The 17,602-nt window shown below is 69.5% G+C and carries 16 protein-coding genes; 5 read left to right on the top strand and 11 right to left on the bottom strand.

Going from position 1 to position 17,602, the window contains the following annotated elements:
- Positions 1-44: 44 nt before the first annotated feature.
- The 3 genes from tilS to dacB all read right to left on the bottom strand — a co-directional run bounded on the left by tilS (position 45) and on the right by dacB (position 4,191).
- Positions 45-1,085: a tRNA lysidine(34) synthetase TilS gene (gene tilS, locus OG223_RS29925; protein ID WP_329255216.1), complete on the bottom strand. Its 1,041-nt coding sequence runs from the start codon at positions 1,083-1,085 to the stop codon at positions 45-47.
- A 193-nt stretch (positions 1,086-1,278) separates the two neighbouring features.
- Complete coding sequence (locus OG223_RS29920) at positions 1,279-2,400, bottom strand: zinc-dependent metalloprotease (protein WP_329255213.1); 1,122 nt, start codon at positions 2,398-2,400, stop codon at positions 1,279-1,281.
- A gap of 171 nt (positions 2,401-2,571) precedes the next feature.
- Positions 2,572-4,191, bottom strand: coding sequence for a D-alanyl-D-alanine carboxypeptidase/D-alanyl-D-alanine endopeptidase (gene dacB / locus OG223_RS29915; RefSeq protein WP_329265547.1), 1,620 nt, complete (start codon positions 4,189-4,191; stop codon positions 2,572-2,574).
- Between the two features lie 124 nt (positions 4,192-4,315).
- Here dacB and OG223_RS29910 point away from each other — a divergent pair, with 124 nt between their 5' ends.
- Positions 4,316-4,807: an inorganic diphosphatase gene (locus OG223_RS29910; RefSeq protein WP_019070224.1), complete on the top strand. Its 492-nt coding sequence runs from the start codon at positions 4,316-4,318 to the stop codon at positions 4,805-4,807.
- A 157-nt stretch (positions 4,808-4,964) separates the two neighbouring features.
- Positions 4,965-6,602 carry a threonine/serine ThrE exporter family protein gene (locus OG223_RS29905; protein WP_329255211.1) on the top strand — a complete coding sequence of 546 codons (1,638 nt, stop codon included), beginning with the start codon at positions 4,965-4,967 and terminating at the stop codon, positions 6,600-6,602.
- A gap of 95 nt (positions 6,603-6,697) precedes the next feature.
- Here the strand turns inward: OG223_RS29905 and OG223_RS29900 are convergent, their stop codons facing one another.
- On the bottom strand, positions 6,698-7,621 hold the full coding sequence (locus OG223_RS29900) for a DedA family protein (RefSeq protein WP_329255209.1): 924 nt from the start codon (positions 7,619-7,621) through the stop codon (positions 6,698-6,700).
- 141 nt (positions 7,622-7,762) lie between these two features.
- On the opposite strand from OG223_RS29900, the gene OG223_RS29895 reads away from it, so the two are divergent.
- Positions 7,763-8,128, top strand: a complete 366-nt coding sequence (locus OG223_RS29895; protein WP_329255206.1) for a YbjQ family protein — start codon at positions 7,763-7,765, stop codon at positions 8,126-8,128.
- Positions 8,129-8,143: 15 nt separating this feature from the next.
- On the opposite strand, the gene OG223_RS29890 is transcribed toward OG223_RS29895, so the two are convergent.
- Positions 8,144-8,905, bottom strand: a complete 762-nt coding sequence (locus OG223_RS29890) for a MerR family transcriptional regulator (RefSeq protein ID WP_329255204.1) — start codon at positions 8,903-8,905, stop codon at positions 8,144-8,146.
- A gap of 109 nt (positions 8,906-9,014) precedes the next feature.
- Here OG223_RS29890 and OG223_RS29885 point away from each other — a divergent pair, with 109 nt between their 5' ends.
- Positions 9,015-10,298 (top strand): ion channel protein, encoded by a 1,284-nt coding sequence (locus OG223_RS29885; RefSeq protein WP_329255201.1) that lies wholly within the window; start codon positions 9,015-9,017, stop codon positions 10,296-10,298.
- Positions 10,299-10,337: 39 nt separating this feature from the next.
- The gene (locus OG223_RS29880; RefSeq protein ID WP_329255198.1) at positions 10,338-11,744 is read left to right on the top strand and encodes a glutamate decarboxylase; all 1,407 of its coding nucleotides are present in this window, start codon (positions 10,338-10,340) and stop codon (positions 11,742-11,744) included.
- 213 nt (positions 11,745-11,957) lie between these two features.
- On the opposite strand, the gene OG223_RS29875 is transcribed toward OG223_RS29880, so the two are convergent.
- From OG223_RS29875 to OG223_RS29850, 6 genes are all read right to left on the bottom strand, one after another.
- A complete protein-coding gene (locus OG223_RS29875) occupies positions 11,958-12,719 on the bottom strand; it encodes an ABC transporter permease (RefSeq protein ID WP_329255195.1) in 762 nt (253 codons plus the stop codon).
- Positions 12,716-13,696: an ATP-binding cassette domain-containing protein gene (locus tag OG223_RS29870; protein ID WP_329255192.1), complete on the bottom strand. Its 981-nt coding sequence runs from the start codon at positions 13,694-13,696 to the stop codon at positions 12,716-12,718. The genes OG223_RS29875 and OG223_RS29870 overlap by 4 nt, the downstream gene beginning before the upstream one ends.
- Positions 13,697-13,780: 84 nt before the next feature.
- A complete protein-coding gene (locus OG223_RS29865) occupies positions 13,781-14,422 on the bottom strand; it encodes a PadR family transcriptional regulator (RefSeq protein ID WP_329255189.1) in 642 nt (213 codons plus the stop codon).
- A 24-nt stretch (positions 14,423-14,446) separates the two neighbouring features.
- A complete protein-coding gene (locus OG223_RS29860) occupies positions 14,447-14,992 on the bottom strand; it encodes a DinB family protein (RefSeq protein WP_329255187.1) in 546 nt (181 codons plus the stop codon).
- 171 nt (positions 14,993-15,163) lie between these two features.
- On the bottom strand, positions 15,164-16,624 hold the full coding sequence (locus tag OG223_RS29855; RefSeq protein ID WP_329255184.1) for an aldehyde dehydrogenase family protein: 1,461 nt from the start codon (positions 16,622-16,624) through the stop codon (positions 15,164-15,166).
- 124 nt (positions 16,625-16,748) lie between these two features.
- Positions 16,749-17,573, bottom strand: a complete 825-nt coding sequence (locus tag OG223_RS29850) for a helix-turn-helix domain-containing protein (protein ID WP_051801610.1) — start codon at positions 17,571-17,573, stop codon at positions 16,749-16,751.
- Between the last annotated feature and the right edge of the window lie 29 nt (positions 17,574-17,602).

Here is a 17,602-nt window from a genome sequence, read left to right as displayed (position 1 = left end):
CTACTACCTGGCCCCGCCCCCGGAGGTCCGGAGGGGGTGTCGATTCAGCCTTGCCGAATCACCAGTCTGCCACCCTGGCGCCGGGCGACGACCTTGCCCGGGAGATTGATGGCTCCCTGGCCGCGCCAGCCGGTGATCAGGCGGTCGACTTCCTCGATGTGCCGGGCGAAGAGCGAACCGGCGGGGGCGCCGGCGTTGATGGCGGCCCGGCGCAGGATGCGGCGGCGTACGGCGGGCGGCAGGGCGTAGAGCTTGGCGCACTCCAGGAGGCCCGTGGCGTCGCGTACGGAGGCCTCGGCCTGGCTGGCCCAGGTGTCGAGGGCGTCGGCGTCGTCCCGGGAGAGTTGCGCCGTACGGGCGAGTGCCTCCACGACCCCTTTGCCGAGCGCCTTCTCCAGGGCCGGCAGGCCCTCGTGGCGCAGCCGGGAACGGGTGTACGCGGGGTCGGCGTTGTGCGGGTCGTCCCAGACGGGCAGCGACTGGGCCATGCAGGCCTTGCGGGCGGTCTGCCGGTCGAGTTGCAGGAAGGGGCGGCGGTAACGGCCGTCGGCCCCCGAGACCGCGGCCATTCCGGACAGGGAGCGGATGCCCGAGCCGCGAGCGAGGCCCAGCAGGACGGTTTCCGCCTGGTCGTCGCGCGTGTGGCCGAGCAGGACGGCGGCGGCGCCGTGCCGGGCGGCGCAGGCGTCGAGGGCGGCGTAGCGGGCGTCCCGGGCGGCTGCCTCGGGGCCGCCCTCGCGGCCCACGGTCACTGCGGTGGCTTCTACGGGGTCCAGGCCCAGTTCGCGCAGGCGCAGGACGACCTCGTCGGCGCGCAGGTCGGAGCCGGCCTGGAGGCCGTGGTCGACGGTGATGCCGCCGGCCCTGATGCCGAGCTTGGGTGCTTCGAAGGCGAGGGCGGAGGCGAGTGCCATGGAGTCGGCGCCGCCGGAGCACGCCACGAGCACGAGCGGCGAGGGCGGGCGCTCGTGCGAGGTGTGCCGGGAGGCGCCCGCGGTCTGCAGGGCCTCGTGGTCGGTGAGGATGTCGTGGAGGACGCGGCGGACCGCCAGGCGTATCGCCGCGACCGCAGGATGGGGACCCATGTCCGGTTCCCTTCATGAAGTTTTCGGGGGGTTGGCCCGAGGTTCGGTCACTCAGAGTGTGTAGATGGTGACAGAACCGGGGCGTTCCCCGAGCATCGCACGCCTACCCATCGCTCACGGTCCCTCGGACGGGTGATTGCGGGGGCGTTCGCCTGCCGTCGGCCGAATCCGTCTCACCACCTCCGCGACCGGTTCACGACTCGGCCTTGCGGTGCACCCGCGCGACCCAGTCCGCCGGTTTGGCGATCTCGGTCTTCGTCGGCAACGTGTTCGGGGAGGTCCACACCCGGTTGAAGCCGTCCATGCCCACCTGTTCGACGACCGCGCGTACGAACCGCTCGCCGTCCCGGTACTGCCTCAGCTTGGCGTCCAGGCCCAGCAGTTTGCGCAGCGCCGAGTCCAGCCGGGAGGCGCCCTTGGCGCGACGCTGCTGGAACTTCTCGCGGATCTCGGCGACGCTCGGCACCACCTCCGGGCCGACGCCGTCCATCACGAAGTCGGCGTGCCCCTCCAGGAGGGACATCACGGCGGTGAGCCGGCCGAGGATCTCCCGCTGCGCGGGCGTCTGCACGATCTCCACGAGGGAGCGGCCCTCGTCGTCCTCCTCGCCCTCGGGCCGGCCGCCCGCCAACGACTGGGCGGCCTCCCGGATGCGCTCCAGGACGGTCATCGGGTCGACCTCGGTCTCCCCCAAGAACGACTGGATCTCACCCTCCAGGTGGTCACGCAGCCAGGGCACGGCCGTGAACTGCGTGCGGTGCGTCTCCTCGTGCAGGCACACCCACAGGCGGAAGTCGTGGGGCTGTACGTCGAGTTCGCGCTCCACGTGCACGATGTTCGGCGCGACCAGCAGCAGCCGCCCGCCCTTCGCGCCCGCCGGCAGCTCGCGGGACGCCGGGGCGAAGGTCTCGTACTGGCCGAGCACCCGCGAGGACAGAAACGACAGCAGCATCCCCAGCTCGACACCGGTCACCTTGCCGCCGACCGCGCCGAAGACCGCGCCCCCGGGGGTGTTGCCGCGCCGCTCCTGCATCTTGTCGAGCAGCGGCTTGAGGACCTCCCGGAACCCGGCGACGTTCGCCCGCACCCAGCCGGGGCGGTCGACGACCAGGATCGGGGTGTCGTGGAGGTCGTCCGTGCCCATCCGGGTGAAACCCCGGACGTGTTGCTCCGAGGCCTTCGCATGCCGGCGCAGCTCCGCGACGACGGCCCGGGCCTCGTCACGGCTCACGTCGGGGCCCGGCCGTACGAGTCGGGTCGCGGTCGCCACCGCGAGATTCCAGTCGACCATCTCGGCACCACCGATGCTCGTCATGCGTCAACCGTACGTGGTCGCTCCCACTTGGGGCAGGCCGCGACGGTCGGTCAGGTGGACGTCTGTTGCGCGGGCGCCCGGTGTTGTCGGCTGTGCCCGCCCTCCCCCCACTCTCGGCTTCGCTCGAGCGGGGGGATCCCCATCGCCTTGCGGAACGCCTGCCCGCAGCGGTTACGAACTACAGCCGCAGGCCGCCAACGCCGTTGCCGTGTGGTCCAAGGCCGCCTGGGCCTCCAGGGCGTTCGTCGTGTCGGAGGCCAGGAACGCGAAGGCCAGGAGTTGGCCGTCTTTGTCCACGACCGTGCCGGCCAGCGTGTTGACGCCCGTCAGGGTGCCCGTCTTGGCGCGGACGACGCCGGCCGCGCCCGTCGCGTCCGTGTAGCGGGTCGTCAGGGTGCCCGTGAAACCGGCGATGGGGAGACCCGTGAGGACCGGGCGGAGTTCGGGGTGGGCCGGGTCGCCCGCCTTGACCAGGAGGGCGGTCAGGAGGTCGGCGGTGAGGCGGTCGGCGCGGTCGAGGCCGCTGCCGTCGTTGAACGCGGCGCCCTTGACCGGGAGTCGGAGCTTCGCCAACTGGGCGGCGATCGCGGCGGCGCCGCCTTCGAAGTCGGCGCGCTTGCCCGTCGCCACGGCGGTCTGGCGGGCCAGGGCCTCCGCGATGTCGTTGTCGCTGTTGGTCAGCATCCGCTCGACGATGTCGGACAGCGCCGGCGAGGAGACCGTGGCGAGGGTGTCCGCGCGGGCGGTCGCCTTGGAGGGGCCCGGGGACGTCGTCTTGATGCCGCGCTCCTCAAGGAAGCCCGCGAACTTCTCCGCCGCGTCCGCCGCCGGATCCGTCACGCGCCGCACCGGCCCGCTCGACGAGTCGTCCGTACGGCCCTCGTCGGCCATCAGAGCGCTGACCGGGGCGAGGTTCTCGTTGACCCCGATCGGGTGGAGTTCGGAACCCGAGTACAGGGTCTTGTCGTACGACAGCGTCACCGCGCGCGTGCCGCGCTTCTTCAGGGCCGTCGCCGTGCTGTCGGCGAGGGTGCGCAGGCCGGCCCAGCCGTCGGCGTCCTTGTGGGCGGTCAGCGTGGGGTCGCCGCCGCCGACCAGGACGAGTTCCTTGGTGTCGGGCTCCAGGGCGGTGCGGGTGGTGAAGCGGTGGTCGGCACCGAGGGCGGAGAGGGCGGCCACCGCGGTGGCGATCTTCGTCGTCGAGGCCGGGGTCAGGGCGTCGTCCGCGCCGACGCCGTAGAGGCGCTTGCCGGTCGACACGTCCACCACGGCGGCCGTGTGGCGGGTGCCGAGCGCCGAGTTGCCCAGGAGGGGGTTCAGGACGTCCGCGAGGGCCGTGCCGGTCGGCGCCGACTTCACGGTGCTGGCGGAGCCGCCGAGGGCGACCAGGACGGATGCGGCGCTGGGGGCGGGGCGGGGTGCCTTGGCGGACGTATCGGAATTACGGCCGTGATCTACGCCACCTGAACGTTCCTGTGCGACTGCGTGGTCCCGCTCGGCCGTACGCTGACCGGAGGAGTCCCAGGGACCGGCGGCGGTCACCACACCGGCGGCCAGTGCCATTCCGGCGGTGGCGGCGACGGCGGTGAACTGCCAGGTCTTGTTCGGCCGCGGCAACTTCGCGACCTGCGGTGACACGGATGCGACGAGCCGGGCGACGCGCGGTGACACGGCGTCAGTGACCCGCGCGACCTGTGGCCCCACGGCTTGGGCGACCCGTGTGACCTGCGGTTTCACGGATTGCGCGGCCCGCTTGAGACGGGGCCGGACGGCTCGCGCGACCCGCGCCACTTGCGGTCTCGCGGCCCGCCAAGGCCTCAGCTCCGGCACGACCACCAGCCCCTTTCGCGATCACACACCTGCGTGAGGGACACTTAACCACCAGAACTATGTGCTGATCATGGAGGAGCCACCGGTGGAGTTCGACGTCACGATCGAGATCCCGAAGGGTTCGCGGAACAAGTACGAGGTGGACCACGAGACCGGTCGGATCCGCTTGGACCGTCGACTCTTCACCTCGACCAGTTACCCGGCCGACTACGGCTTCGTCGAGAACACTCTCGGCGAGGACGGCGACCCGCTGGACGCGCTGGTCATCCTGGAGGAGCCGACTTTCCCCGGCTGCCTCATCAAGTGCCGCGCGATCGGCATGTTCCGGATGACCGACGAGGCCGGCGGCGACGACAAACTGCTGTGCGTCCCGGCGTCCGACCCGCGCGTGGAGCACTTGCGTGACATCCACCACGTGTCGGAGTTCGACCGCCTGGAGATCCAGCACTTCTTCGAGGTCTACAAGGACCTGGAGCCCGGCAAGTCGGTCGAGGGTGCCAACTGGGTGGGCCGTACGGACGCCGAGGCGGAGATCGAGCGCTCGTACAAGCGACTGAAGGAGCAGGGCGGCCACTGAGCCCCCTTGTCCGCGGGCGGGCCGCACGCGCACGCGTGCGGCCCGCCCGCCCGTCGCCCGATCACCACCCCTCACCGAGGCGCTACGCGCCGCCCCTTCTGATCGTCTGTGCGCATACTGAGGATCACTGGAGGTGTCGTTCAGGGAGTGCTACGGAGTGACCGAAGCGGAGGACCGCAAGCCGCAGTCGGACGAGGTCAGGAGTGCGTTCACGGCTCCCTCGGGTGTCGCGGCCGCTGACGGGGAGTCGTCCACGACGTCGGAGTTCGCCGTTCCGCGCGGGCTCGACGTGACGGCGCCGACCGTCGAGGAGTCCGAGGGATCGGCGTTCAGTACGCCCAGCACCTACAGCGCCAGAGAGGCACCGCCGGCCTTCACACCGCCGAGCGGGATCCCGCTCGTCAGCCTCACCAAGGACGTGCCCTGGCAGGACCGGATGCGGACGATGCTGCGCATGCCGGTGACCGAGCGGCCCGCGCCGGAGCCGGTGCAGAAGCCTGACGACAGCGGCCCCGCCGTACCGCGCGTGCTCGATCTGACGCTCCGCATCGGCGAGTTGCTGCTCGCGGGCGGGGAGGGCGCCGAGGACGTCGAGGCGGCGATGTTCGCGGTCTGCCGTTCCTACGGCCTCGACCGCTGCGAGCCGACCGTCACCTTCACACTCCTCTCGATCTCCTATCAGCCCTCCCTGGTGGACGATCCGGTGACCGCGTCACGGACCGTGCGCCGCCGGGGCACCGACTACACGCGGCTCGCGGCCGTGTTCCGGCTGGTCCAGGACCTCAGCGACCCGGAAACGGCACTCTCCTTGGAGGACGCCTACCGGCGGCTCGCGGCGATGCGGCGCAACCGGCACCCGTACCCCGGCTGGGTCCTGACCTCCGCCAGCGGGCTGCTCGCGGGCGCCGCCTCCGTGCTCGTCGGCGGTGACATCGTCGTGTTCTTCGCCGCCGCGCTCGGCGCGATGCTCGGCGACCGGCTGGCGTGGCTGTGCGCGGGGCGCGGGCTGCCGGAGTTCTACCAGTTCACCGTCGCCGCGATGCCGCCCGCCGCGATAGGGGTCGCGCTCACGGTCGCCAACGTCGACGTGAAGGCCTCCGCGGTCATCACCGGTGGGCTGTTCGCCCTGCTGCCCGGGCGGGCGCTCGTGGCGGGCGTACAGGACGGCCTGACCGGCTTCTACATCACCGCGTCGGCCCGGCTCCTGGAAGTCATGTACTTCTTCGTCGGCATCGTGGCCGGCGTCCTGATCGTCCTGTACTTCGGCGTGAAGCTCGGCGCCCAGCTCAATCCGGACGTGGCCCTCGGCAACTCCGACCGGCCGCTGTGGCAGATCGGCGCGTCCGTCCTGCTGTCGCTGACCTTCGCCGTACTGCTCCAGCAGGAACGATCCACCGTGCTGCTCGTGTCCCTCAACGGGGGTGTCGCCTGGTCGGTCTACGGGGCGATGAACTTCGTCGCGGGGATCTCGCCGGCCGCGTCCACGGCTGTCGCGGCGGGGCTGGTCGGGCTGTTCGGGCAGTTGCTGTCGCGGTACCGGTTCGCCTCGGCGCTGCCGTACACCACCGCGGCGATCGGGCCCCTGTTGCCGGGATCGGCCACGTACTTCGGTCTGTTGGCGATTGCTCAGAACGAGGTCGACAAGGGGCTGGTGTCGTTGGCCACGGCGGCGTCGCTGGCCATGGCCATCGCGATCGGGGTGAATTTGGGGTCGGAGATCTCGCGGTTGTTCTTGCGGGTTCCGGGGGCGTCGGCCGGGGCGCGGCGGGCTGCCAAGCGGACTCGGGGTTTCTGAGCGTCCAATAGCTCGGGATGCGTTGAGCATTGGCGAGTGCGGGTCGCATGTGGCTGGTCGCGCGGTTCCCCGCGCCCCTTCAGGGCGTGTTGCAGCTAGGCCTGTGGGTAGCCCTGGTTGTCGTACGGCGGGTACTGCTGGTTGCCGTACGGCTGTTGCTGCTGCGGCTGGTACGTCTGCTGGGGGTACTGCTGGGCGTACGGCTGCTGCTGGGGCTGCGCGTAGTACTCGTCGTAGCCGTTGTTCTGGTCGTAGCCGTTGTTCTGCTGTTGCTGGGGCTGCTGCTGGGGCTCGTCGATGCGGCGGAGCTGGGTCGTCGAGTCGTCCATGATCACCGGGAAGGGCTGGGTCGCGGCCGGGTCGCCGGGCTGCTCCTGGCGCTGCTCCTGGGGGTTCTTCTTGGCCTTGGAGCGGGCTCGCAGGAACTCGATGATGATCGGGACCACGGAGATGAGGACGATCAGGATGAGGATCGCTTCGATGTTCTTGTGGACGAAGTCGATGTTGCCGAGCCAGGAGCCGAGCAGGGTCACGCCCGCGCCCCACAGGACGCCGCCGATGACGTTGAACGTGATGAAGGAGCGGTACTTCATGCCGCTGACGCCGGCGATGATCGGCGTGAACGTGCGCACGATGGGCACGAAGCGGGCCAGGACAAGGGACTTGGGGCCGTACTTCTCGAAGAACTCGTGCGCCTTGACCACGTTCTCCTGCTTGAAGAGGCGTGAGTCCGGGCGGTTGAAGAGCGAGGGGCCGACCTTCTTGCCGAAGACGTAGCCCGCCTGGTCGCCGAGGATCGCGGCGACGCAGATCAGCGCGACGGCCGCCCACAGCGGGAAGTCGAGGGTGCCCGCGGTGATCAGCAGGCCGCAGGTGAACAGCAGGGAGTCACCCGGCAGGAAGAACCCGATGAGCAGGCCGGACTCCGCGAAGACCACGAGCAGGAGGCCCCAGATACCGAACCGGTCGAGCATGGTGTTCGGATCGAGCCAGCTCGGGCCGAGGGCGAGCGTCATCACGGTTCCGGGCTCCTGAGGGGTGGAGGGAGGTGCCAGCGTCCAGGTACAGCCGCACAAAGCTATCAACGCGATGTGTCCGTCCCAGGTTCCACCGGTGTCTCCAGGATGCACTGTGCATCCCATAGGACAAAGCTGTGAGCCATGGGTATCGAAGAGTACGGCGGCGGCCAGGGGCCGCAGGCCGATGTGCTGGTCGTGACGACGAACGACGTTCCCGGCTACCGGGTCGAGCGGGTGATCGGCGAGGTGTTCGGGCTGACCGTGCGCTCACGGCATCTGGGCAGCCAGATCGGCGCCGGTCTGAAGTCGATGGTCGGCGGTGAGCTGAAGGGGCTCACCAAGACCCTCGTGCAGACCCGCAACCAGGCCATGGAGCGGCTCATCGAGCAGGCACACGCGCGTGGGGCCAACGGCGTCCTGGCCTTCCGCTTCGACGTCACCGAGGCGGCGGACGTCGGCACCGAGGTGTGCGCCTACGGGACGGCGGTGGTCCTGGCCCGGGAGTGACCCCGGACCAGCCGCCTACGAGGTGTGCCGGGACGCGTTCGCCAGGATCGCGTCCCGGAGGTGCTCGGCCAGGCCGGGGGCCATGGAGTCGTAGAACGCCTTGAAGCGCTCGTCGGAGACGTACATCTCGGCGAGGCAGACGTGCATCTCGTAGGAGCACTCGTAGAACCAGCGGTCGATGTGCAGGCGGTGTTCCTCGGCGAGGTCCATCGGCGCGTCGGCGGTGGGTGGTTCGCCGGCGGTCACCAGGGTGGCGTAGCGCTCGCTCCAGGCGTCGACCTCCGCCTGGAGGCGCTTCCAGTCGGCCTTGGTGTAGCGGGCGGCCCTGCGCTGCGACTCGGCGTAGGACTCGGTGCCGCCCCAGCGCTGTTCGGCCTCTTCGGCGTACTGCTCGGGGTCCTTGTCACCGAAGACCTCGAAGCGTTCCTCGGGGGTGAGGTTGATGCCCATCGTGCGTGCCTCCATGGCGTGTTCCACGGCCTCGGCCATCTTCTGGAGCTTCTCGATCCGGGCGGTCAGCAACTCGTGCTGCCGGCGCAGATGCGCGCGCGGGTCCGTCGCCGGGTCGTCGAGCAGGGCCGCGACCTCGTCGAGCGGGAAGCCGAGTTCCCGGTAGAACAGGATCTGCTGCAGCCGGTCGAGGTCGGCGTCGGCGTAGCGCCGGTGACCCGCGTGGCTGCGCTCGCTGGGGACGAGCAGGCCGATGTCGTCGTAGTGGTGCAGCGTGCGCACGGTGACCCCGGCGAACCCGGCGACCTGTCCTACGGAGTAGCTCACTTCCGCTCCCTTCTGTGTCCGCACCCCACGCTGAGGCCTCACGTCACGTGAGGTGCAAGCCCCGTACTCCCGAGATGTTCGGTCCGTTTTGCCCGCTTATGGTGAGCGCGTGGCCCAGGACAGCGCGCAACAGGCACCCGCCGCCCCTACGACCCCGGCGCGCACCCTGCTGCCGTTGATCGTCCCCGCGCTGGTCGTGGGCGTGCTCGCGAGTCTGCTCTTCATCTCGGTGAGCGAGGTGGCCGAGCAGTTTCAGCACGTGCTCTGGAATGACCTGCCCGACGCCCTGGGCATCGGCCGGTACTCGGTGCTGTGGATGTTCGTCATGCTGACGGCGACCGGCATCGTGGTCGGGCTGGTGGTGTGGAAGGTCCCGGGGCACGCCGGTCCCGATCCGGCCACCACCGGCCTGGAAGCCGTACCGCTGCCGCCCGTCGTGCTGCCGGGTCTCCTGCTGGCGACCGCGCTGATGCTCGCGGGCGGGCCGAGTCTCGGCCCGGAGAACCCGATCATCGCGGTGAACGTGGGTCTCGCGCTGTGGGCGGGGCGCAGGCTGGCGCCGCGGATGCCGGGCGGGATGTGGGGGGCGCTGGCCGAGTCGGCGACGATCGGCGCGCTGTTCGGGACGCCGGTCGCGGCGGCCCTGCTCATCTCGGAGGCGCTGGCCAAACGGCAGACCAGGGGCGCCCTGTGGGACAACGTGTTCGCGCCGCTCGCGGCGGCCGGGGCGGGCGCCATGACGACCACCCTGGTGGCCCATCCGACCTTCGACCTGCACCTGCCCGCGTTCGGCCGACCGGGATGGGGCGACCTGCTGGCGGTCCTGGTACTGGCACCACTGGCCGCACTGCTCGGAATGGCCGCGGTCTACGCGCTCCCCTACGCCCACGGCGCCTTCTCCCGCCTCGGGCACCCCATGCTGGCGCTTCCGGCCGGTGGGCTCGTGCTGGGCCTTCTGGCGGCCGTGGGCGGCCATCTGACGCTCTTCAAGGGGCTGGACCAGATCGGTGCGCTCGCGGCCGATCCCGAGGGCTGGTCGGCGGGCCAGTTCGCGACGATGACCGTCGTGAAACTGGCGGCAATGCTGGTCGCCACGTCCTGCGGCTTCCGGGGCGGCCGGATCTTCCCGTCGGTGTTCGTCGGCGTCGCGTTCGGCCTCTTCGCCCACGCGGTCGTGCCCGCCGTGGACCCGGCGCTCGCGGTCGCGGCGGGCGTCCTGGGCATGCTCCTGGCGATCACCCGACAAGGCTGGGTGAGCCTCTTCACGGCCACGATCCTGGTGGCCTCCCCCGCCATCCTCGCCCTGCTCTGCGTCGGCTCGCTGCCGGCCTGGCTGCTGGTGACCGGGAGACCGCAGATGCAGTTGCGCGCGGACGGAACTCCGGTTCGCTAGTACCCGTTGGTTCTTTTGATCCTTATCGGAGGCACGCCCATGCCGTTGCACGAAGGTCCCGACCAGCACGCCGAGCGCCCCATGTCCGTGAACCCCTTCTACGGGGAGGCCAATCCGGTCGGCGGCATGACGGAGGCCCCGCCCAAACACCGGCTCCCGGACGCGCCGTTGCCCCCGATGACAGCGGCCCAGCTCGTGCACGACGAGCTGATGCTGGACGGCAACTCCCGCCTGAACCTGGCGACGTTCGTCACCACCTGGATGGAGCCGGAAGCCGGCGTCCTGATGACGGAGTGCCGGGACAAGAACATGATCGACAAGGACGAGTACCCACGCACCGCAGAGCTGGAGAAACGCTGCGTGGCCATGCTCGCGGACCTGTGGAACGCACCGGATCCATCCGCGGCCGTCGGCTGCTCGACGACCGGCTCCAGCGAGGCCTGCATGCTCGCCGGAATGGCCCTCAAGCGCCGCTGGACGCAACGCAACAAGGACCGCTACCCAGCGGCCCGCCCGAACCTGGTGATGGGCGTGAACGTCCAGGTCTGCTGGGAGAAGTTCTGCAACTTCTGGGAGGTCGAGGCCCGCCAGGTCCCCATGGAGGGCGACCGCTTCCACCTCGACCCACAAGCAGCGGCCGAGTTGTGCGACGAGAACACGATCGGGGTCGTCGGCATCCTCGGCTCCACCTTCGACGGCTCCTACGAGCCGATCGCCGACCTGTGCGCAGCCCTGGACGCACTCCAGGCGCGCACCGGCCTCGACATCCCGGTCCACGTGGACGGCGCGTCCGGCGCCATGGTCGCCCCCTTCCTGGACGAGGACCTGGTCTGGGACTTCCGCCTCCCGCGCGTGGCCTCGATCAACACCTCGGGACACAAATACGGCCTGGTCTACCCGGGCGTCGGCTGGGCCCTGTGGCGCGACAAGGAGGCCCTCCCCGAGGAACTCGTCTTCCGCGTCAACTACTTGGGCGGCGACATGCCCACCTTCGCCCTCAATTTCTCCCGCCCCGGCGCCCAAGTAGTGGCCCAGTACTACACATTCCTCCGACTCGGCCGAGAGGGCTACCGCGCCGTACAACAATCAACCCGCAACGTGGCCCGAGGCCTGGCAGACCGCATCGAGGCCCTAGGCGACTTCCAACTCCTCACCCGGGGCGACGAGTTGCCGGTCTTCGCCTTCACCACAGCCCCCCACGTCAAGGCCTACGACGTGTTCGACGTCTCCCGCAGACTCCGAGAACACGGCTGGCTGGTCCCGGCGTACACCTTCCCGGCGAACCGCGAGGACCTCTCAGTCCTCCGCATCGTCTGCCGCAACGGCTTCTCGGCAGACCTCGCAGAACTCTTCCTGGACGACCTGACCCGCCTCCTCCCCGAACTACGCCGCCAGCCCCACCCCTTCACCCCCGACAAGGGAGCGGCAACCGGCTTCCACCACTGAGCCACAAGGGCGCCAGGGGTCGCCGTGCGGCCCGCAACCCGCATACGGCGAGAAGGTGCCGTGTCGGGGGGTGTCCGCCCGCAGCGGTTGGCGCGTCAGCAAGGCCCCCTTCTTGAGTGACCGATTCCGCGCCGTTCCGAGGACGGACACCCCCCGACGCGGCACCGACCCACCACGAACCGCAGGCGAACGACCCACACACCCGCACCAAGCTCACCCCCCAAGCCCCCGGAACCGCCGCACGGCAAGCGGAAAGAAGACACCCAAAAGGACCACCGGCCAGACCACAGCAGCCCAGACATGCCCCGGTTCACCCCCCGGCCCACCGAAGAGTTCCCGCACGGCCGTAGCGGTCTGGGACATCGGATTCCACTGCACGACCCTGCCCAGCCACCCCGGCATGGCCGCAGGCGTGGCAAGCGCGTTGGACAGAAACCCGACCGGCCACACCAGAATCTGCACGGCCTGCACCATCTCGGGCCGCCCCGCCACCAGCGCCAGTTGGATGCCGACCCACAACATGGCGAACCGAAAAAGCAACAGCAGCCCCACAGCCCCCAGAAATCCCCCAGGCCCACCCTGCGGACGCCAGCCGAGCACAAGACCGACCCCGATCAGCACGACCAGCCCGATCGCCGACTGAAGCATGTCCGCGGCCGAACGCCCCACCAGCACCGCTTCGTCGGCCATCGGCATGGACCGGAAGCGGTCGATCACCCCCTTGTTGAGGTCCTGGGTGACAGCGAGCATCGTGCCCTCCAGGCCGAAGGCCATGGTCAGCGCGAGCATCCCGGGAACGAGGTAGTCGACGTAGGCACCCTCGACCGCCCGGCCACCCCCGACCAGATAGCCGAACATCAGCAGCAGCATCACCGGAAAAACAAGACTCACCACGACCTGCACGGGCTGCCGCGCCCAGTGGGCGAGTTCACGCCGGGTCATGGTCCAGGAATCCGTCAGGACATACGCGCTCACGCGGCCTCCTTCTCCGCCCCGGTGAGATGCAGGAACACCTCGTCCAGAGTCGGCCGCCGCAACGCCACGTCCTCGGCATCGATCCCGCCCTCCTCCAGCGCCCGTACGACTCCGGAGAGCGCCGTCATCCGGTCGACGACCGGCGCGCTGAGCAGCCGACGGTCGGCGTCGACCCGGACGTCGGCGGCAGCCAGCGGCAACAGGGCGACGGCGGCGCCCAGTTGACCCGCGTCACGCAGGACGACGTCGATACGGTCGCCGCCGGTGCGGGACTTCAGCTCGTCCGGGGTGCCGTCGGCGATGACCCGCCCGTGGTCGACCACCGAGACGCGGTGGGCGAGCTGGTCGGCCTCCTCCAGGTACTGGGTGGTGAGCAGAACCGTCGTACCACCACCGACCAGGGAGCGGACCGCCGACCACACCTCGGCCCGGCCGCGCGGATCGAGGCCGGTCGTCGGCTCGTCCAGAAACAGGATCTCCGGATTGGTGACGAGCGAGGCGGCGAGATCCAGACGGCGGCGCATACCCCCGCTGTAGGCGCGGACGGGTTTGCGGCCGGTGTCGGCCAGACCGAAGCGCTCCAGAAGCTCATCGGCACGCACGCGCGCGTGACGGCCACCGAGATGATGGAGACGAGCGAACATCTCCAGGTTCTGCCGACCACCCAACTCCTCGTCCAGAGCGGCGTGTTGACCGAGCAGACCGATCCGGAAGCGGACCGCGCGGGCCTCGGTCAGCACGTCGTACCCGGCCACCTCGACGCGCCCGGCGTCGGGCCGCAGCAGGGTGGACAGGATGCGGACCAGGGTCGTCTTGCCGGCACCGTTGGGCCCGAGCACACCGTGCACGGTGCCACGCCCAACGTGAAGATCAAGCCCGTCCAGCGCCTTCTTAACACCGGCACCCTCGCCCTTCTTAGCCTTCCTGCCGCCGTACGTCTTGTGTGCGCCCTCGACGGTGATCGCCGTGTCGGCCACGTGAACACTCCCTCGCTAGTCAAGTTTGACTACTTACTCGAAGACCTCGAAGGTAACGCCACCGATCACGTTAGTCAAACTTGATTAGCGAGCGTCCCCGGGATGCCGCTCCCCCGTCGCGTACGGGTTCTCCTCGCCGTCCTTCAGCACACCGACGAACGGCGCGCCCTCCCCCGCGAACGTGTACGCCCCGCCCTCGATGCGCTCGATGAGCCCCTGGGTCCACGCGGCCTCGGCATCGGCCGTGTGGATCCAGAGGTTCATGATCTCGCCGATGTGGCCCAACTGTTCGGGACCGTCCTCGGGGATGTAGTGCTCGGTGACCGAGGCCCGCCACTGTTCGATGCCCCGCGTGCGCTCTTGGAGCAGCGCCACCGCCTCCGCCCTCGGCAGGTCGACGATGCCCCCGATCGCGGCCGACTTCACGTCCATCTGCTGGTCGTACGACTTCAACGCCTCGCGCAGCAGCCGGAAGTACTCCTCGGTGCCCCAGTCGGTGATCTCGTACTCGGTGCGGGGCGGGCCCCCGACCGTGGACGGCGCGATCTCGTGGGCGTGCAGAAAGCCCTGCTTGGCCAGTTGCTTGAGCGCGTGGTAGATCGAGCCGGGCTTGGCGTTGGACCACTCGTGCGCGCCCCAGTACTCCAGGTCGTTGCGCACCTGGTAGCCATGGGCCCGCCCGTGCTGGCGCACGGCGTTGAGCACGAGGAGACGGATCGCTGACATGGGCTCAGCGTAGAACCCGCCAGGTCAGCCTCCGGTCGCGCCCCGCTCCTTCGTGACCAGCTCGAACGCGGTGGCGCCGTCCAGGGACTCGCGGATGATGTCGGCGTGACCGGCGTGCCGGGCGGTCTCACGGATCAGGTGCAGGCACACCCACCGCACGGAGACACTCCCCTCGGGGAACCAGGGCTGGTCCGGCAGCGGGAAGGTGTCGTCGAGACTGGGCACCGAGCGGATGTACGCCTCCGTCTCGGCGGCGACCTTCTCCCAGTACGCGAGCTGCGACTCGACGGTCTCGCCGCCGACCAGTTGGAAGGTCTCGTGCCAGTTGGCCTGGTCACGCTCGACGGCCGGCGGTTCCTGCTTCGCCCGGGCGATCCAGCCCTGCTCGACGTCGGCACAGTGCTTGAGCAGCCCGGAGAGGGAGAGCTCGCTCGCGCTCGGCTTGCTCGCGGCCTGTTCCTCGGTCAGCCCGAGCAGCGCCCTGCGGATACCGCCCCGCTGCTCCTCGATGAACGTGAGCAGCGACCCGCGCTCGTCGCCCTGTGTGTCCGCCGCTACCTGCGTGACCATGGCCTTCGCCTTTCGCCGGTGCCGGCCGGAAGCCTGTCCCCCTGCCCGACGTCGATGAAGCTACGGGCCATCGAGGTCAGGTTCTGTCCTCAATGGCCCGGGCTTCGGCGTCGTACTCAAAGAATCAGCCGCTCAAAAACAGCCGCTCAAGAAGACCGGCCGCTCAAGGGATCAGAACGGGAACCCGCTCCGCCCGTGCTGCACCGAGATCCACTTCAGGCTGGTGAACGCGTCCAGCATCGACTCGCCGTTGAGGCGGCCCAGGCCCGAGGCCTTCTCGCCACCGAAGGGGACGATCGGCTCGTCGTGGACGGTGCCGTCGTTGACGTGGAACATGCCCGTGTCGATCTGCTTGGCGAAGTTCACGCCGCGCTCGATGTCACCGCTGTGGACGGCGCCGCTCAGGCCGTACGGCGTGTCGTTGACGATGCTCACGGCCTCCTCCTCGCCGTCGAACGGGATGAGGAAGGCGATCGGGCCGAAGACCTCCTGGCGCAGCAGGTCCGAGTCGGCGGGGAGGCCGGTGAGGACCGAGGGCGCGACCAGGTTGTCGGTGGTCGTGCCGTGCACCAGGGCCGTCGCGCCCTCCGCGATCGCCTGCTCGACGACACCCGAAAGGGCGTCCGCCTGCGAGGAGTTGATGACCGGGCCGATCACCGTCTGCGGGTCGGTCGGGTCGCCGACCTTGAGGGACTTGACCTTGGCGACGAACTTCTCGGTGAACTCGTCGGCGATCGCGCGGTCGACCAGGACACGGTTCGCGGCCATGCAGACCTGGCCCTGGTGGACGTAGCGGCTGAAGACCGCCGCGTCGACCGCGTAGTCGATGTCGGCGTCGTCGAGGACCACGATCGCGCTGTTGCCGCCGAGTTCGAGGACCGCGCGCTTGAAGTGCGAGGCGCAGACGGTCGCGACGTGGCGGCCGACCTTGTCGGAGCCGGTGAAGGAGATGACCTTCGGGATCGGGTGCTCGATGAACGCGTCGCCGATCTCCGCGATGTCCGTGATGACGACGTTGAGCAGACCGGCCGGCAGGCCCGCGTCCTCGAAGATCTTCGCGACCAGGGAACCGCCGACGATCGGGGTGTTCTGGTGCGGCTTGAGGACCACGCCGTTGCCCAACGCCAGTGCGGGGGCTACCGACTTGAGGGAGAGCAGGAGCGGGAAGTTGAAGGGGCTGATCACGCCGACCACGCCCACCGGGACGGTGTAGACGCGGTTCTCCTTGCCGTCGACCGGCGAGGGGATGATGCGGCCCTGGGGGCGCAGCGCGAGGTGGATCGCCTCGCGCAGGAACTCCTTGACGAGGTGCAGCTCGAAGCCGGCCTTGAGGAACGTGCCGCCGAGTTCGGCGACGATCACCTCGGAGATCTCCTGCTCGCGGTCCTCGATGATCCGCAGAGCCTTCTCGAACACCGCGCGGCGGGCGTAGGGGTTGGTCGCGGCCCATGTCTTCTGGGCGCGGGCAGCCGCCTTGTACGCCTCGTCGACCTCGTCGACCGTGGCTATGGTGATCGACGCGAGCTTCTCGCCGTCGTACGGGTTGAAGTCGATGATGTCCCAGGAGCCGGTGCCCGGGCGCCACTCACCGTCGATGTACTGCTGCGCCAGGTCGGTGAAGTAGGACGACATGTGATCCCTCAATCGCTCAATCGTCAGCAGGCACGATCAATGGCAGACACGATCAACAGCAGACCGGACCATCCATCACGATCACGATCATCACGGTCTGATCACACGTCATCGTACTTGTGTTTCAAGAGAGTTGAAGCAGTCCCCGAAGAAGATCCCGGCTCTCGTCCGGGCCCGGACTGTCCTGCTGGAGCTCCTTCAGCGCCTTCTCGTACTGGGCCACGTCCTCGGCCTTGTCGAGGTACAGCGCGCTGGTGAGCTGCTCCAGATAGACGACGTCGGAGAGGTCGGACTCCGGGAAGGACAGGATCGTGAAGGCGCCGGACTCGCCGGCGTGACCGCCGAAGCCGAACGGCATGACCTGGAGCCGGACGTTGGGGTGCTCGGAGACCTCGATCAGATGCTGGAGCTGACCGCGCATCACCTCGCGGTCGCCGTACGGGCGGCGCAGGGCGGCCTCGTCCAGGACGATGTGGAAGTCCGGCGCGTTCTCGTTCACCAGGTACTTCTGCCGCTCCAGGCGCAGCGCCACGCGCCGCTCCACGTCGGCCTCGCTCGCGCCCTTCATGCCGCGCCGGACGACGGCACGGGCGTAGGCCTCGGTCTGGAGAAGTCCGTGGACGAACTGCACCTCGTAGACGCGGATGAGCGAGGCGGCGCCCTCGAGGCCCACATAGGTGGGGAACCAACTGGGCAGGACGTCCGAGTAACTGTGCCACCAGCCCGCTACGTTGGCCTCCTTCGCGAGGGAGAGGAGTGAGATGCGCTCCGCCTCGTCCGTGATGCCGTACAGCGTCAACAGGTCCTCGACATCCCGCGTCTTGAAGCTCACTCGCCCCAGTTCCATGCGACTGATCTTGGATTCGGAGGCGCGGATCGAGTACCCCGCGGCCTCGCGCGTGATCCCGCGTGCTTCACGCAGTCGCCTGAGTTGCGAGCCGAGCAGCATCCGCCGCACCACCGATCCGGGCTCTTGCG

It is taken from the genome of Streptomyces sp. NBC_01478, from assembly GCF_036227225.1.
GTDB lineage: Bacteria > Actinomycetota > Actinomycetes > Streptomycetales > Streptomycetaceae > Streptomyces.
The sequence above is the reverse complement of the archived record's forward strand: the minus strand, read 5'-3'. Positions and strand labels throughout refer to the sequence as shown.

Excerpts from the sequence above, each read along its gene's own strand:
- tilS (WP_329255216.1), bottom strand. The coding sequence starts at position 1,085 with ATGGGTCCCCATCCTGCGGTCGCGGCGATACGCCTGGCGGTCCGCCGC.
- OG223_RS29920 (WP_329255213.1), bottom strand. The coding sequence starts at position 2,400 with ATGACGAGCATCGGTGGTGCCGAGATGGTCGACTGGAATCTCGCGGTG.
- OG223_RS29895 (WP_329255206.1), top strand. The coding sequence starts at position 7,763 with ATGGGTATCGAAGAGTACGGCGGCGGCCAGGGGCCGCAGGCCGATGTG.
- OG223_RS29880 (WP_329255198.1), top strand. The coding sequence starts at position 10,338 with ATGCCGTTGCACGAAGGTCCCGACCAGCACGCCGAGCGCCCCATGTCC.
- OG223_RS29865 (WP_329255189.1), bottom strand. The coding sequence starts at position 14,422 with ATGTCAGCGATCCGTCTCCTCGTGCTCAACGCCGTGCGCCAGCACGGG.
- OG223_RS29860 (WP_329255187.1), bottom strand. The coding sequence starts at position 14,992 with ATGGTCACGCAGGTAGCGGCGGACACACAGGGCGACGAGCGCGGGTCG.
- OG223_RS29855 (WP_329255184.1), bottom strand. The coding sequence starts at position 16,624 with ATGTCGTCCTACTTCACCGACCTGGCGCAGCAGTACATCGACGGTGAG.
- OG223_RS29850 (WP_051801610.1), bottom strand. The coding sequence starts at position 17,573 with ATGCTGCTCGGCTCGCAACTCAGGCGACTGCGTGAAGCACGCGGGATC.